The 15,561-nt window shown below is 32.6% G+C and carries 12 protein-coding genes and 1 other RNA gene; 7 read left to right on the top strand and 6 right to left on the bottom strand.

The annotated features are described in order from the left end of the window. Positions 1 to 13 precede the first annotated feature (13 nt). The 4 genes from PK35_RS01470 to PK35_RS01450 all read left to right on the top strand — a co-directional run bounded on the left by PK35_RS01470 (position 14) and on the right by PK35_RS01450 (position 5,556). A complete protein-coding gene (locus PK35_RS01470) occupies positions 14 to 1,519 on the top strand; it encodes an aminotransferase class V-fold PLP-dependent enzyme (RefSeq protein ID WP_044624876.1) in 1,506 nt (501 codons plus the stop codon). A 483-nt stretch (positions 1,520 to 2,002) separates the two neighbouring features. After that, positions 2,003 to 2,716: an ABC transporter ATP-binding protein gene (locus PK35_RS01460; protein WP_044624874.1), complete on the top strand. Its 714-nt coding sequence runs from the start codon at positions 2,003 to 2,005 to the stop codon at positions 2,714 to 2,716. A gap of 2 nt (positions 2,717 to 2,718) precedes the next feature. Next, the gene (locus PK35_RS01455) at positions 2,719 to 4,122 is read left to right on the top strand and encodes a DUF3526 domain-containing protein (RefSeq protein ID WP_117624632.1); all 1,404 of its coding nucleotides are present in this window, start codon (positions 2,719 to 2,721) and stop codon (positions 4,120 to 4,122) included. 3 nt (positions 4,123 to 4,125) lie between these two features. Continuing rightward, positions 4,126 to 5,556, top strand: coding sequence for a DUF3526 domain-containing protein (locus PK35_RS01450; RefSeq protein WP_044624872.1), 1,431 nt, complete (start codon positions 4,126 to 4,128; stop codon positions 5,554 to 5,556). A gap of 254 nt (positions 5,557 to 5,810) precedes the next feature. Here the strand turns inward: PK35_RS01450 and PK35_RS01445 are convergent, their stop codons facing one another. Next, positions 5,811 to 6,842 carry a glutaminyl-peptide cyclotransferase gene (locus tag PK35_RS01445; protein ID WP_044624871.1) on the bottom strand — a complete coding sequence of 344 codons (1,032 nt, stop codon included), beginning with the start codon at positions 6,840 to 6,842 and terminating at the stop codon, positions 5,811 to 5,813. Positions 6,843 to 6,930: 88 nt separating this feature from the next. Between PK35_RS01445 and ffs the strand changes: the two genes are divergently transcribed. Then, an RNA gene (gene ffs / locus PK35_RS17285) (signal recognition particle sRNA small type) lies at positions 6,931 to 7,029 on the top strand. Positions 7,030 to 7,086: 57 nt separating this feature from the next. Beyond that, the gene (locus PK35_RS01440) at positions 7,087 to 7,887 is read left to right on the top strand and encodes an SDR family oxidoreductase (RefSeq protein ID WP_044624870.1); all 801 of its coding nucleotides are present in this window, start codon (positions 7,087 to 7,089) and stop codon (positions 7,885 to 7,887) included. An 8-nt stretch (positions 7,888 to 7,895) separates the two neighbouring features. On the opposite strand, the gene PK35_RS01435 is transcribed toward PK35_RS01440, so the two are convergent. After that, entirely contained in the window at positions 7,896 to 9,311 is a 1,416-nt protein-coding gene (locus PK35_RS01435) for a TlpA family protein disulfide reductase (RefSeq protein ID WP_044624869.1), read from the bottom strand. A 204-nt stretch (positions 9,312 to 9,515) separates the two neighbouring features. Here PK35_RS01435 and PK35_RS01430 point away from each other — a divergent pair, with 204 nt between their 5' ends. After that, a complete protein-coding gene (locus PK35_RS01430) occupies positions 9,516 to 11,135 on the top strand; it encodes an ABC-F family ATP-binding cassette domain-containing protein (protein ID WP_044624868.1) in 1,620 nt (539 codons plus the stop codon). Here the strand turns inward: PK35_RS01430 and PK35_RS01425 are convergent. From PK35_RS01425 to PK35_RS01410, 4 genes are all read right to left on the bottom strand, one after another. Beyond that, entirely contained in the window at positions 11,132 to 11,368 is a 237-nt protein-coding gene (locus PK35_RS01425) for a putative signal transducing protein (RefSeq protein WP_044624867.1), read from the bottom strand. The two genes, PK35_RS01430 and PK35_RS01425, sit on opposite strands and share 4 nt — an antisense overlap. Positions 11,369 to 11,458: 90 nt before the next feature. Beyond that, entirely contained in the window at positions 11,459 to 12,307 is an 849-nt protein-coding gene (locus tag PK35_RS01420; protein ID WP_044624866.1) for a phosphatase PAP2 family protein, read from the bottom strand. 7 nt (positions 12,308 to 12,314) lie between these two features. Then, positions 12,315 to 14,741: a phenylalanine--tRNA ligase subunit beta gene (gene pheT, locus PK35_RS01415; RefSeq protein WP_044624865.1), complete on the bottom strand. Its 2,427-nt coding sequence runs from the start codon at positions 14,739 to 14,741 to the stop codon at positions 12,315 to 12,317. Between the two features lie 178 nt (positions 14,742 to 14,919). Then, on the bottom strand, positions 14,920 to 15,555 hold the full coding sequence (locus PK35_RS01410) for a nitroreductase family protein (protein WP_044624864.1): 636 nt from the start codon (positions 15,553 to 15,555) through the stop codon (positions 14,920 to 14,922). Positions 15,556 to 15,561 lie beyond the last annotated feature (6 nt).

Here is a 15,561-nt window from a genome sequence, read left to right as displayed (position 1 = left end):
AATGAGAATCATTATGTTTTTTAAAAAGAAGAATAAAGTTACGACGTCGTCAAGTTTAGAGCAATACTTTTCAAAGTTCAGAAATCATATTGTTGGTAGCGATACGTATTTTGAATCGCCTTACGGAAGGAAAAAAATTATTTATGCCGATTGGACTGCTAGTGGTCGTTTGTATCGTCCTATTGAAGAAAAACTTCTTAATGAAATCGGTCCTTTTGTAGCCAACACACATACCGAAACATCAATTACAGGTTCGGCAATGACTTTGGCCTACCACGATGCACGTAACATTATTAAAAACCATGTGAATGCATCAAAAGACGATGTTTTAATCACCGTTGGTACAGGAATGACAGGAGCTATCAATAAGTTTCAGCGTATTTTGGGGATTAAACTCAACGAAAATTTAAAAGATCATACCGAAGTTCCAGAGGAAAAACGCCCTATTATTTTTGTATCCCACATGGAACATCATTCTAACCAAACCAGCTGGTTAGAAACGATAGCCCGAGTAAAGGTTATTCCATCGAACGACGAAGGCTTACCGTGTTTAAAAAAACTAGAAACACTATTAGATGAATATAGTGAGGTGCCTATTAAAATCGCGGCTATTACAGCGTGTTCTAACGTAACAGGTATTCAAACCAATTATCATGAAGTCGCTAAACTAATGCATCAAAATAACGGATTGTGTTTTGTAGATTTTGCATGTTCGGCCCCTTATGTAAATATCAACATGCATCCAGAGGATGAGGATGAATATTTAGATGCTGTAACGTTTTCACCTCATAAGTTTCTAGGTGGTCCAGGGACATCTGGGGTGTTAGTATTTAATAAGAAATTATATAAGAATTTAGTGCCAGATAATCCAGGTGGCGGTACCGTAAATTATACCAACCCTTGGGGTGACCATGATTATATTGATGATATTGAAACCCGTGAAGACGGCGGAACACCTGGTTTTTTACAAGCGATTAAAATTGCGCTTTCAATTCAATTAAAAGAAGCTATGGGTGTTGAAAACATTATAGCTCGTGAGCATGAAATTAATGCTTTGGTTTTTGAAAAATTATCAAAAATTGAAAACTTAAAATTACTAGCTCCAAATCATAAAGAAAGGCTAGGGGTGTTTTCATTTTTTATTGAAGATGTACACTTTAATTTAATAGTAAAATTACTTAACGATCGTTTTGGTGTACAAACACGTGGCGGCTGCTCTTGTGCAGGCACTTATGGGCATTATTTATTGCACGTTGACCAAACCAAATCAAAAGCTATCGAGCAAAAAATATTAGAAGGTTGCTTAATTGAGCGCCCGGGTTGGATTCGTATGTCAGTGCATCCAACCATGACCAATAACGAGATCGAGTTTATTTGTGATGCCATTGAACAAGTGGCAAAAAACTATATAACTTGGGGAGACGATTACACTTATAACGCTATTAAAAACGAATATATACACAATAGTAAAGCGAATACAGAGCAGGAAATAACTAAGGAGTGGTTTCTTGTTGATTAAGAATTTTTATTTACACAGGTTTTTGCTTTTTAAAAGCAAATGTTTTATAACATAATAGTTAAATAGTTTTTTTTGGACAAGTTTAAATCACATTTTGCTCTTTTTTATCTAATATTTTTTATTAGTGTTAAACTTTGTGGTTTACATGCCTTAGCTCATGATAATGATTTTGATAATCAAGATCATTGTAATCTTTGTGAGTATGTAATAGTAGCTAATAGTGCACTCTTTGTTTGTAATGGTACTTATACATCATTGCAATATGACAGGGTTGATTTTTGTAATAAACTTATAGGCACTTACACATTTCAGTATGAGCCAAATCATACTAACTACACTTTATTTTGCCGACCTCCACCAGCAAAATAGCTTTAATATACATATAAAAATAGATAACGTTAATGAGAGCAATTTTATTAACGGTATATCAATGTGTTATTATTAGCACTTATATAAATTAAAAAAATCAATCAATTAAATATTATGATAACTACTAAAAACCTTACTAAAACTTATGGTGATTTTACAGCTGTAAGTAATTTATCTTTTACCGTAAACGAGGGCGAAATTCTTTGCCTTTTGGGAGCAAATGGAGCAGGTAAATCTACAACCATAAATATGTTATTAAACTTTTTAGATCCAACATCAGGAACAGCCCAAATTAATGGATTAGATGTTACCAAAAATGCTTTAAAAACAAAATCATTACTTACCTATATTCCAGAGAATTTGATGTTATACCCTACATTAACTGCAATTGAAAATTTAGATTATTTCACAAAATTATCTGGTAAAAATTTTAATACTAACAACTTAAAATCTTTTTTAAGCGAGGCAGGGTTACAAAACGATGCCCACAGCAAGCGAGTACAAAATTTTTCGAAAGGTATGCGCCAAAAAGTAGGCATAGCTTTAGCTATCGCTAAACAAGCAAAAGTGTTATTGCTAGACGAGCCAACATCAGGTTTAGATCCAAAATCGAGTAATGAGTTTATTAATTTATTAACGCAAATGAAAGCGAATAATGTAGCTATTTTAATGGCAACTCACGATTTGTTTCGAGCTAAAGAGGTTAGTACACATATTGGAATTATGCGTTCTGGAGTATTGCAAAATTATATAGAAACGGCAAATATTTCTTTAAAAGAACTGGAGACTACATATTTAGATATTATGAACTTTCAAAACATAAGTTAATAATGAAAAATATAGTTTTAAAAGAATTAAAAGAGCTAATAAGGGATGGGCGGTTTAAAATAGCATCAATTATTCTATTAGTTTTATTACTTATAGCAACTGTAACAGGTGTAAATCAATATAAAAAAAACACCGAACAGTATAGCATCTCAAAGACTAAAGAACGTAATATTTGGGAAACACAAAGCGAAAAAAATCCACATTCAGCAGCGCATTATGGTACTTACGCTTTTAAGCCTCAATTTGCATTATCATTGTTTGATTATGGGGTAACCCAATACACTGGTAGCTCTATTTTTTTGGAAGCCCATAATAGAAATGAAGCTTCATTTAGCGAAGCAAGCGACCAAACAAGTTTAGCGCGTTTTGGTACGCTTTCAATTAATTTTGTTTTAATTTATCTATTCCCATTAATAATTATTTTAATAGGGTATAATGCCTATACAAAAGAGTTTGAGCTTAAAACATTTACCCTTTTAAAAAGCCAATCAGTGCATCCTGTAAAATTAGCACTAGGTAAATGGTTAGCAACATTTTTACCAATTTTATTACTTACGGCTTTAGTTTTTATTACCACCGGAATTATTTTATCCAACTTGCAAGGGGTAGCTTTTTTTAGTTGGATGAGTTTAAGTGTGCTTTTTTTTACTTATACATTATATTATGCTGTTATTACAACACTTACCGTTTTGATTTCGATGTGGAGTAAGTCTTCTGGGGTATCTTTGGTTTCCAGTTTAGTAATATGGGTGCTTTTTAGTTTCATAACACCTAAAATAGCAACCAATTTTGCTAATAGCAATCATCCTTATCCGTCAAAATCTGAATTTGCTTCTAGAATTGCAGAAGATAAGCAAAAAGGTTTAGATGGGCACAACCCATGGAGTAAAGCGGCAAAGCAATTAGAAATAGAAACTTTAAAAGAATACGGAGTAGATAGCATTAGCCAATTACCATTTAATTATGCTGGATACCGTATGCAAAAAGGAGAAGAGTTTGAAGCTCAAGTTTATGACAAACACTATAGCATATTAAATGATATAGCTGTAAATCAAAATCAAACCTATAAAAATCTGTCATTTATTTCGCCTTTTGTTCCTATCCGTTTTTTATCAATGGATATAGCTAATACAAGCAATAATTTACATTGGAAATTTACTCAAGCTGCAGAAGCATATAGACTAGAAAAGCAAAAATTTTTAAACTACGATATAAAAGATAATATGAAAGTGGGTGAACGTGGTTACACCATGGGAGCCGATAAATTCAAAAAGCTACCAAAATTTAAATTTACACCACCGTTATTAAGCGAAATATTAAGCGAAAACAGACAAAATATACTCTTCATTGCACTGTGGCTGGTATTACCTTTTATAGGATTAATAATGACTTCAAAAAAAATATAAAGCATGTTTAGTAACAATTTATTGTACGAAATAAAGCTGCTAACACGTAGTAAGTGGCTGTTAATTTTATTGGTAAGCATTGCAATGCTTTTTGCCTTTGCTACCTTTAACGGAAAGAAAAATGTCGATAAGCGCCTTAACGATATAACAGTAGTAAAAAAAGAATTACAAAAAAGGGATAGTGTTTTAGTAGAAACTCTAAAAGTTTTTGAAGCTGGTAAAAAACCAGATATGCCTTATTGGCAAAAACCAAACGAACCCATGACTGTAGGATACCAATACCCGCGATTAGCCATCATGAAACCGCAAGAGTTGTCATTTTTGGCGACAGGGCAAAGCGATATGTATACACATTTTAAAAGCCCCAAGGTATATGGAAATAATTTTGCTTTAGACTATTCTGAAATGGTAAATCCAGTACAATTGCTTTTTGGTAATTTCGATTTGGCTTTCGTAATTATTTACATATTGCCTTTGTTAATCATTACGTTTACCTATAACATTTTATCTAAAGAAAAAGAGTTAGGTACACTTAAATTACTAGGAGCTCAACCTATTGCTATAATGAGTTGGTTGCTTCAAAAATTAGCTATACGATATGTTATTATTACATTATTAACATGGATAATAGTGTTGTTGACAATGTTACTTTTTTCGGTTAACGCCTTAGCCCAAGTTACTAATTTAATAGGACTGTTTTTAATAATAGCGGCTTATGTTTTATTTTGGTTTGTAGCAGCTTTTATTGTTAATGTTAAAATTAATAATTCTTCAAAAAACGCTTTAGCGTTAATAGGAGTTTGGCTATTATTGGTAATGGTTATACCTGCTACTATAAATCAAATAGGTAGTGCTCTTTACCCTACACCGTCGCGTTTAAAAATGATTAACGAAATACGTTTAATTAAAAAGGAAAATGAAGAAAAACAAAACGAAATAATGAACGATTATTTGCGAACTCACCCCGAGTTAGCACAAAATAACGACGAGCAACGTTTTGGTTTTTGGCATAATTATTTTGCATCAGAAAAGGTTATGGAAGAAAAAACCAAGCCTTTGTTAAATGATTACGATATTCAATTAAAAAAACAGCAGCATTTAATAAGTACGTTTAAGTACATTTCTCCAGCCATATTAATGCAGCAAGCATTAAATAATATTTCAGGTACTTCAGAAAAGCACTATAATGATTATAAAAAACAAGTATTTGAGTTCTCGGTTAGATGGAGAAACTATTTGGTGCCTATGCTATTTAAAAATGAAAAGTTTACGCTTGAAGATTATAGCTCTATGCCTCAGTTTAATTATGAAAATAGAATAAAAAACGAGGTTTGGTTTAACTTCATAGCCTTAACTCTTATTAGTTTATTGTTGTTTTTTGTATTAGGAAGTAAGCATTTAAAAGATAAATCGGCTAAAAATTTATTTTTATAAGTATTAACCTGAGTTCTGCATAATTTTTAATAATACAAATTAAGGTTTAATAGAGCAGCAGGCAGGTACTTAACATCTTGATGGGAATTGAAAAATCTAAAAAATAGCATCGTTTAAATTAGAGGATTTCGATGAAGCTACATTTATAAAAGGTGTTAGTTTTTCATTAATATAACAGTAAATAATAATGAAAAATTGAAAAGAGGCTCTTAATCTTACCTAAGGTTAGGAGTCTCTTTTATGTTATAATTTATTTACTCTACAATTTCAACTTCAAAAAGCTTATCCCAACGTTTACCAGTTACAAAAATAGTTTTTGTTTTAGGGTTGTATGCGATGCCGTTTAAAACATCAAGTCCGTCATGCTGAGTAACTAATTTTTTAAGCGGAGAAAAATCAATGACACCAACAATACCTCCGTTTTTAGGGTTAATAATAGCCACACCATCTTTTTGGTAACGGTTGGCATAAATTTGTCCGTTAATCCATTCCATTTCATTAATACCAACAATTTTTCCTTTATTGGTATAAACCTGTATAAAACTTTCTTCGGCTAATGTTTCGGGGTTTAAAAGCCAAATTTTTTCACTACCGTCGCTTTTATAAAGTGTCGTATCGTTATTGCATAAGCCCCAACCTTCTTTACTGTTTCCGTATTTAAAACTACTTAATTTTTCAAATGTATCTACATTATACACAAACCCAGTGCCTTTTTGCCAAGTAAGTTGGTACACTTTGTTTTTTAGTATGGTTAAGCCTTCCCCAAAATACTCATCGTCTAAATTTATATTTTTAACAACTTCGCCAGTTTTATAGTTTACTTTGCGCAGTTTCGATTCTTTGTACTGTCCGGTACTTTCGTAAAGTGTATCATTAAAAAACTCTAAACCTTGAGTGTACGAAGTAATATCGTGTGGGTATTCGTTTATAATTTTATACTTATACACTTTTGGTAATTCACTATTTAAAATGGTAATAGGTGATTTTATACTTTGCTTTTCGCCATCAAAATATATGGTTGCTTCGAGAGTTTGTTTGCCTAATTTAAAATTTTTAAGACTGGTATTTTCAGAAAATGTTTCACCGTTTAAAGTGTAATTTACAGAATCAATTTTGATGTCTTTTTTGCTTGAAATAGCTAATTTTAGCGTTTCATTATTCGAAATATTACCTTTTTTGGCATTAGTTTCAATAGAAAAGTAACTTTTTTTATTTCCCGAATTTGATCCGCAAGCGATTAATAATCCACCTAAAAATATGATTGTTAAGTATTTGATAGTTTTCATTTATGTGCAAATATTTAAAGCAAGATATTTATTTAAAATCGGTTAAAAAAATCATTGTGATATTTTTAAAACATTGTATATTTGCACCCGGCAAGTCCTACACAACCAGCTCCTGTAAAATCCTCCAGGTCGGGAACGAAGCAAAGGTATATGGTCGTAGCGGTGTGATGTAGGTAGCTTGCCTTTTTTTATGCCCAATTGTAAGTATTTCTTTCTTATATTTAAGCTGTAAAATTTTTTTTAAATGCTAAAAGTTGTTTTAATTACCGGTGGTTCTTCTGGAATAGGAAAGGCTATTGGCGAGTTTTTACAAAGCAATGGTTATATTGTTTATGGTACAAGTCGCAGTCCAGAAAAATACAAACGCAGTAAATTTCCCATTTTAGCCCTCGACGTTAAAAATAACGATACTATTTGCGCATGTGTTGCAGAGGTTATTAGTAAAGAAGGGCGTCTTGATGTATTAATTAATAATGCTGGTGTTGGTATTACTGGTCCTATTGAAGAAATTCCAGAAGCCGAGATTAAAAATAATTTCGATACTAACTTTTTTGGACCTATTAATGTTATTAAAGCGGTGCTGCCACAAATGCGAAAGCAAAATTCGGGTTTAATAATAAATGTAACCTCAATTGCGGGTTATATGGGCTTGCCTTATCGTGGTGTTTATAGTGCTAGCAAAGGAGCCTTATCATTAATTACTGAGGCTTTTAGAATTGAATTGAAAGATTTTAATATAAAAATGACCAATTTAGCTCCTGGTGATTTTGCGACAAATATAGCGGCAGGTCGTTATCATGCGCCCGCATTAAATACCTCGCCATATAAACTTTACCCATCGGTGTTACAAAATATAGATGATGATGTTGATAATAGCGACGACCCCATTGCTGTAGCTAAGGCGGTTAAAAAGATTATTGAAAATAATTCTCCTAGAATTCATCATAAGGTAGGCGCATTTATGCAGAAATTTTCAATTGTACTCAAATTTATTTTACCCGATAAAACTTATGAGAAGCTGCTAATTAAACATTATAAATTGTAGAAAATAAATCATCTATTAATTAATCCTAGCAATTCTTCCTCGAACTTAATAGAAAACAAATTAGAGTTACTGCTTACAATAGTATTGTTTTTATCTACAATAAAAGTTTTGGTAAGCGGATAAATAGCCAATGTTTCTTTGGCTTGTTTTGGATTTGAAAAAGTATATTCGTTTTGCGTGCTATAATTATGGTTTGCTAGCATTTTTTTGGGTTTGCCAACCTCATAATCATCAATATTAATTCTGATAAAATTAACTTCGGGATATTTTACTTTTAATTCATTAATTTTTTTGTAGCTGTGATTAAAATGATCGTAAAACGATTGTGCCCAAAAGCTTATAACTGTTGGTTGCTTTATAACCGCGCTAATATTATTTGAAATATTATTATAGTTTAAAACAGCAATATCAGGTAATTTGGCACCTCTTTGTAATCGGTTAATCGATTCGTTTAAACGGCACATTAAAGCTTTTCCTTTTTCGTTTGTACTTTTGTTTAAATACGATTTTAAAAGTTTTTCACTGTTTTCAACGTCTTGACTTTTAGACAGGTATTTTATGGTAAAATGGTAAAGTAGAGCGTCTTTAATAGTAGTGTTAGTAACCAAACTATCAATTAACTGTAGCCTATCTAGGTTATAGCACAACGATCTGTGATTAAACTTTTTTTCTTCGGCGTGTTCGTCGTGTATAGTAAGGGAAATATTGCTTAAATTTCTTCTTAGAAAATGTATGTAATTAGAATTATCGCTAAAAAAAGCATCATTATAATCTATATTTTTTCTGTAAGCATAAAAGTCTTTCGGCAGCGAGTTTAAAATCTCAATTTTGTTTTGTCCGTAATGAATAAACGGATAGATTTCTTTATTCGAATAATGCGCAAATTTTATATTTGCTTCAGCTATTGTATTAAAAAGCTCCGTGGTTTCATATTTCTCTTTAAACTTATTAAATGCAATTAATTTTATACTATTTAAAGAATCGATATGTTTTTGGTAAGTTTTGGGTGCTAATTGGCAAATTTTAAAAATGTACTTTTCTCTAAGTTCATTTTCAATAAAATCATTAATAAAATAGTTGTTTTTTTTATCACCTAAACCTGTAAATACCAATGATTCATCAAATTCTAAGGTGTTTAATCTAAATAATAAACTATCCTTAGGTTCTAACAATGCAAATTGTTCTTCACCGCCATGATTAAAGGTATAGAATCCAGGAATTAAACCTTCAAATTTGTGAATAAATCTATTTCTACCATCAAGTGGAATCGTATCAATTATTTCACCATCTTTTTCTAAAATAATGTAATTTGTAGTTGGGTTAATAATTTCTCCCCCTAAATAAGCGTAGTTGTCGTCTTTATTGTCGTTTTTACAGCCTAAAAAAGTTAGAGATAATAGTAATATAGAGAGAAACCCCTTCATAAATCCGTCTTGAGAGTAATTTGTATGTAAATGTATTAATTTCAAACAAAAATATACTTTGTTATTAAAAAGTCTTGTTAACGCGTTGTTAAATATTAGCTAATTAAATAATTGAATTTTAGTGATAAATACTTAAAAATTGCGTTCAGTAAGTTTCAACAAACCAATACATTTTTCTACTTTTGCAAAAAATTAAATAAATATATGTTATCTGTTTCTAATCTTTCAGTTCAATTTGGTAAACGTATTCTTTTCGACGAGGTAAACACAACATTTACCACGGGTAATTGCTATGGTATTATTGGTGCCAACGGTTCTGGTAAATCTACGTTTTTAAAAATACTTTCGGGTAAAATGGAAGCCACTTCGGGGCAAGTACATTTAGAATCAGGTAAACGTATGTCGGTTTTAGAGCAAAATCATAATTTATATGATGAGCATACGGTGTTAGAAACGGTTTTAATGGGAAATAAACCTTTATTTAAAATTAAAACTGAAATTGACGCACTTTATGCTGATTATTCCGATGAAAATGCCGATAGAATAGGAGAGCTTCAAGTTGAGTTTGAAGAGATGAACGGATGGAATGCCGATAGTGATGCGGCTGCTATGTTATCGAATTTAGGTATAAAAGAAGAGTTTCATTATACATTAATGAACGATTTAGATGGTAAGCAAAAAGTACGTGTATTATTGGCTCAAGCATTATTTGGTAGTCCAGATGTCTTAATTATGGATGAGCCAACTAACGACTTAGATTATGAGACCATTTCGTGGTTAGAAAACTTTTTGGCTAATTATGATAACTGTGTTATTGTAGTTTCTCACGACCGTCACTTTTTAGATGCGGTTTGTACACATATTTCTGATATCGATTTTGGTAAAATAAATCACTACTCAGGAAACTACACCTTTTGGTACGAGTCGTCGCAATTAGCAGCTCGCCAAAGAGCGCAGCAAAACAAGAAAGCCGAAGAGAAAAAGAAGGAATTAGAAGAATTTATACGTCGTTTTTCGGCTAACGTTGCAAAAAGTAAACAAGCAACGAGTAGAAAAAAGATGATTGATAAGCTTAATATTGAGGATATTAGGCCTACTAGTCGCCGTTATCCTGCTATTATTTTTGAGCGCGAACGTGAAGCAGGCGATCAAATTTTAAATATAGAAGGATTAGAAGCTTCAATTGATGGTGAATTGTTATTTAAAAACATCGATTTAAACCTTCAAAAAGGGGATAAGGTTGTTGTTTTTTCTAGAGATTCAAGAGCAACTACGGCGTTTTATCAAATTATAAACGACAAAGAAGCAGCTGATGCTGGTAAATTTGCTTGGGGTGTTACTACAACACAATCTTATTTGCCATTAGATAACAGCGAGTATTTCGAAAACGATTTAAGTCTTGTGGATTGGTTACGCCAATGGGCAAAAACCGAAGAAGAGCGTGAAGAAGTATTTATTCGTGGCTTTTTAGGTAAAATGATTTTTAGCGGCGAAGAAGCCTTAAAAAAGTCGAATGTACTTTCGGGTGGTGAAAAAGTACGTTGTATGTTAAGTAGAATGATGATGGTAAGAGCAAATGTTTTAATGCTTGATGAACCAACAAACCATTTAGATTTAGAAAGTATTACAGCCTTTAATAACTCGCTAAAAAACTTTAAAGGCACTATTTTGTTTACTACACACGATCATGAATTTGCTCAAACGGTTGCAAACCGTGTTATCGAACTAACACCAAATGGCGTAATAGATAGATATACCACGTTCGATGAGTATATGCAAGATAAAAAGATAAAAGAATTACGAGATAAGATGTACCAAGTTTAGGCTTGGTATTCTTTTTCTGCAGTGAATTTTTGAACCGCTAATACAGCGCGGTCAAGTTCGTCTTTGTGAACATGAATTTCTTGAAAACCTAAGATTGAAGATCCAAAACCGGCTAATCTTCCAGATTCCGATTCGTCTTTAATTACGGCACAAATGTTTTGTTTTTCTAATGCGCTAAAAATGCGCTGCACATCGATAAAATTTCCAGAGTAGACTTTGATGTAGTTTGACATGACGTTTTAGTTTTAAGTGGTTGCCTCTTAAAGATAGTCAAAAAAAACTTACCTTAAAACTTTTTAGGAATAATTAACAATTGTTGATAACTAAAAGGAGCCAATGAGTCCTATTTTATTACCGCTAAAAGTGAAATTCCAGGAAATACGGGAGTCTTTATGCCAACCGTGAGCATTGTTTTTCTTTAAAAAGGCATCAATACTATCTACTACAATAATGCTTAAAGCTGTACTAAAAGCGATATCGGTAAACCAATGCGCATTATCTATTAATCTAGAGATTGGAGGAATAGAACCAATGGCATAAATGCCCGATTTTAACCAAGGATTTTTAACTTGTTTAGCAATGGCATGCGCCATAGTTATTGATAACACTGTGTGACCAGAAGGAAACGAGTGTTGTCCACCTTCTTTTGAAAATGGTTTAAAATCGTAAGGACCTAAATCGGTTCCAGGACGTGCACGCCCAAAAGCATTTTTAGCAAGCGATTGTATAAAACCAGAAGTAACCGAGGACGATATTATTAAAACACTAGTATAGCGTACCTTTTCGTTTTTTGTAAGCAAACCAAAACCATATAAACCTGCATTAGCCATAAAATAGTTTTGAGGGCTACCAAAATACCAACCAAAATCTCTTGCTATAGAAGGGTAGTCGGTTTTTTGTCTTAACGCAAACTCATTAATACTTTCATCGGCTAACGATAAGGTTGCTGTACCAATAATTAATCCACCTAATTTAGCATAATCTTTACCTTTCCAGCGAATAGGGCTGGTAAAAGCATGTTTTACACCGTGCCAAGTCGTATTAACATCGTATTTAAGCAAACTCCAGGTCGACGATGAATCTTGATCGATAGTATATAATTTGTTCTGACTTATTCCTGCTTGAATAGTAAAAACAGTTACGAATACTATAACATATTTATTTTTTAGCATGCACAAATTACCTTAGTTCTGCACCAAGTTGGTTTTCAAAATTTTGCTGAAGCTTGTTCATAATTTTATCAATCTGCTTATCGGTTAAGGTTTTGTTTTCGTCTTGTAATGTAAAACTAACAGCATAACTTTTTTTACCGGCAGGTAAGTTTTTACCTTGATAAACATCAAATAAATTTACACTTTTTAAAAGCTGCTTTTCGGTTTTCTTTGCAATAGTGTTAATCGACTCGAAGGTTACACTATCATCTAATAACAACGCAAAATCACGTTTAACTTCAGGGAATTTCGGAATTGGTTTAACACTAATTTTGTTGTGTTTTACAAATTCTAAAATAGTATCCCAATTAAAATCGGCATACACAACATCTTGAGAAATATCGAAATGTTTTAAAATAGATTTCTTTACCAATCCAAAATTAACAAAAGTATTTTTACCAAATCCTAGGCTTAAACCTTCGCTAAAAATATCGTTTTTGCTAGCCGATTCGTTAAATCTGCTTATTCCTAAACGCGATAAAATAGTTGCAATTGTTCCTTTTAAAAAGAAGAACTCACTTTGTCTGTTTGATGATAACCAACTTTCGTAAGATTGATTACCAGTAGCAAAAAGCGCTAAATGTTTAAGTTCTTCGCGATTGCCATTGTAACTGTGGTATGTTTTACCAAATTCAAAAAGCTTTAAATCGGCACGCTTTCTATTAATATTAAAGGCTACTGCTTCTAAACCAGAAAATAGCATCGATTGACGCATAACCGATAAATCGCTACTTAACGGATTTAACATAGCAACGTTATGCTCTTCTTTTAACTGATCTACCAGCTTTATATAGTCAGGAGAAGTTAATGAGTTACTCATAATTTCAAAAAAGCCTTTTGATGCCAATTGCGTACCAACAATGTTTTGAATTTTATAATCTTCAAATTTTGAAGTACTTGCAATCGAAGCATTTAACTTTTTGGTAATGCCAACATTATTATATCCGTAAACGCGTAAAATTTCTTCAATAATATCAGCCTCACGCTGTACGTCGTTACGGTAGGCAGGTACGGTTAATCCTAAACCAGCTTCGGTAACGTTGTTTACTTTTATTTCTAACGATGATAAAATTCGTTTTATGGTTTCCTCAGGGATATCCTCGCCAATTAGTTTTTTAGCATTTTCGAAACTTAAACGTACTTCAAAATCTTTTATTTTTTTGGGGTAAAAATCTAAAACATCACTAGTAATTTCGCCTCCAGCTAATTCTTTAATTAAAAGTGCCGCACGTTTTAGTACATATTGTGTGGTGTTGGGGTCGATACCACGTTCAAATCTAAACGAAGCATCGGTATTTAAACCATGACGTTTGGCTGTTTTACGAACGCTAACAGGATTAAAATAAGCACTCTCTAAAAATATATTTGTTGTAGTTTCTGAAACACCTGAATTTAATCCGCCAAAAACACCAGCGATACAAAGCGGTTTTTCGGCATCACAAATCATTAAGTCATCTTCATGAAGTTCGCGTTCAACACCATCTAAAGTTGTGAATTTGGTTCCAGTAGGTAAAGTTTTAACCTCAATTTTATTTCCAGATATTTTTGAAGCGTCAAAGGCATGAAGCGGCTGTCCTAATTCATGTAATACATAATTGGTGGCATCAACAACGTTATTTATTGGACTTAAACCAATAGCTTTTAAACGGTGTTGTAACCAAGCAGGAGATGCTTTTACCTTAATTCCAGATAGTGTAACACCACAGTAACGAGGAGCTAATTCTTTATTAAGAACATCGATATCAATTTTTAAAGTACGGCTATCTACATGAAACGCACTAACCGATGGTGTAATGAGTTCTAAATTAATGTCTTTTTGAAGTAATCCAGCTTTTAAATCGCGAGCGGTTCCCCAATGACTCATAGCATCGGCGCGGTTTGGTGTTAGTCCAATTTCGAAAACTTGATCGTTTTCAATTTCAAAAATTTCGGCAGCTGCTGTTCCAGGAATTAAATCGTCACTAAGTACCATAATACCATCGTGCGATTTTCCTAAGCCTAATTCATCTTCAGCACAAATCATCCCATGGCTTTCTTCGCCTCTAATTTTTCCTTTTTTAATGGTCCAAGCTTCACCTTCTTCAGTGTATAAAGTGGTTCCAATGGTTGCTACTGGTACTTTTTGTCCAGCAGCTACATTTGGCGCTCCACAAACAATTTGTACAGGAGTATCTGCGCCAATATTTACGGTTGTTACTTTAAGCTTATCAGCATTTGGGTGTTTTTCACAAGTAAGAACTTCGCCTATAACAACGCCTTCAAGTCCGCCTTTTACCGATTGATAAGTATCTATACCTTCAACTTCTAGTCCTAAATCTGTTAGTAATTCTCCTGTTTGTTCTGGAGACCAATCAATTTTTAAAAATTGCTTTAACCAATTATACGAGATCTTCATAAAATCATTTCCTATTTTGAGCGTGTAAAGATAAAATATTGCAGCAAGCATTCAAACAATGCTTTTAAATTGTTTCGTTATATTTAATTGATTTATTTGTAGCAATTGTAAAACAGCTAATAACAAAAAAGCGAGCTATTTGAGATTAGCTCGCTTCCTATATAATATGGTTTTTGATTTATTTATATTCTATTATAAAATCTTCTTTTGGAGTTCTTACTTTTTTCATTGAAGCCATCCAATTGTTTTCATCATCGGCATAACCAACATACATAAGTGAGACACTTTTTAAACCTAATTTGTCTAGGTCTAAAACTTTATCAACAACGGTGTTACTAAACCCTTCAGCAGGTGTTGTATCAACTTTAAGCTCTGCGGCCTGAGCTAATGCTAAACCGAGAGCAATATAGGTTTGTCGTGCAATATGAGCAAAATTTTCATCAGCCGATTGGTTTAAGTAAAGTTCTTTTAATTTGTCAGTATAACTACTAAAACGTCCACGAGGTAATCCGCGTTCATCAGTAGTAAAGTCGTAAACGGTATCTATACGTTCTTCGGTATATTTGTCCCAAGCTGCAAATACAATAACATGGGAACAATCGCGCATACATTCTGGATTTAGAGCCCCTTCAACAAGTTTTTCTTTTATATCTTGATTTGTAACCACTAGTACTTGAAATGGTTGTAGTCCTGATGAAGATGGGGCTAAACGAGCAGCCTCAACGATTTTATCGATATTTTCCTGACTTACTTTTTTGTTTGGATTATAAGCCTTTACAGCATGCCTCCAGTTTAAGTTTTCTATTAAGTTCATTTTGCT

The sequence above is a fragment of the Neotamlana nanhaiensis genome (assembly GCF_000943555.1).
GTDB classification, from domain to species: domain Bacteria; phylum Bacteroidota; class Bacteroidia; order Flavobacteriales; family Flavobacteriaceae; genus Neotamlana; species Neotamlana nanhaiensis.
Note: the sequence above shows the minus strand (reverse complement) of the source record. Positions and strands in the feature narration are given on the sequence as shown.

What these genes read in the sequence shown, in the direction of transcription:
- PK35_RS01410 (WP_044624864.1), bottom strand. Translation starts at nt 15,555, where the DNA reads ATGAACTTAATAGAAAACTTAAACTGGAGGCATGCTGTAAAGGCTTAT.
- PK35_RS01445 (WP_044624871.1), bottom strand. Translation starts at nt 6,842, where the DNA reads ATGAAAACTATCAAATACTTAACAATCATATTTTTAGGTGGATTATTA.
- PK35_RS01435 (WP_044624869.1), bottom strand. Translation starts at nt 9,311, where the DNA reads ATGAAGGGGTTTCTCTCTATATTACTATTATCTCTAACTTTTTTAGGC.
- PK35_RS01470 (WP_044624876.1), top strand. Translation starts at nt 14, where the DNA reads ATGTTTTTTAAAAAGAAGAATAAAGTTACGACGTCGTCAAGTTTAGAG.
- PK35_RS01450 (WP_044624872.1), top strand. Translation starts at nt 4,126, where the DNA reads ATGTTTAGTAACAATTTATTGTACGAAATAAAGCTGCTAACACGTAGT.
- PK35_RS01460 (WP_044624874.1), top strand. Translation starts at nt 2,003, where the DNA reads ATGATAACTACTAAAAACCTTACTAAAACTTATGGTGATTTTACAGCT.
- PK35_RS01440 (WP_044624870.1), top strand. Translation starts at nt 7,087, where the DNA reads ATGCTAAAAGTTGTTTTAATTACCGGTGGTTCTTCTGGAATAGGAAAG.
- PK35_RS01420 (WP_044624866.1), bottom strand. Translation starts at nt 12,307, where the DNA reads ATGCTAAAAAATAAATATGTTATAGTATTCGTAACTGTTTTTACTATT.
- PK35_RS01425 (WP_044624867.1), bottom strand. Translation starts at nt 11,368, where the DNA reads ATGTCAAACTACATCAAAGTCTACTCTGGAAATTTTATCGATGTGCAG.
- PK35_RS01455 (WP_117624632.1), top strand. Translation starts at nt 2,719, where the DNA reads ATGAAAAATATAGTTTTAAAAGAATTAAAAGAGCTAATAAGGGATGGG.
- PK35_RS01430 (WP_044624868.1), top strand. Translation starts at nt 9,516, where the DNA reads ATGTTATCTGTTTCTAATCTTTCAGTTCAATTTGGTAAACGTATTCTT.
- pheT (WP_044624865.1), bottom strand. Translation starts at nt 14,741, where the DNA reads ATGAAGATCTCGTATAATTGGTTAAAGCAATTTTTAAAAATTGATTGG.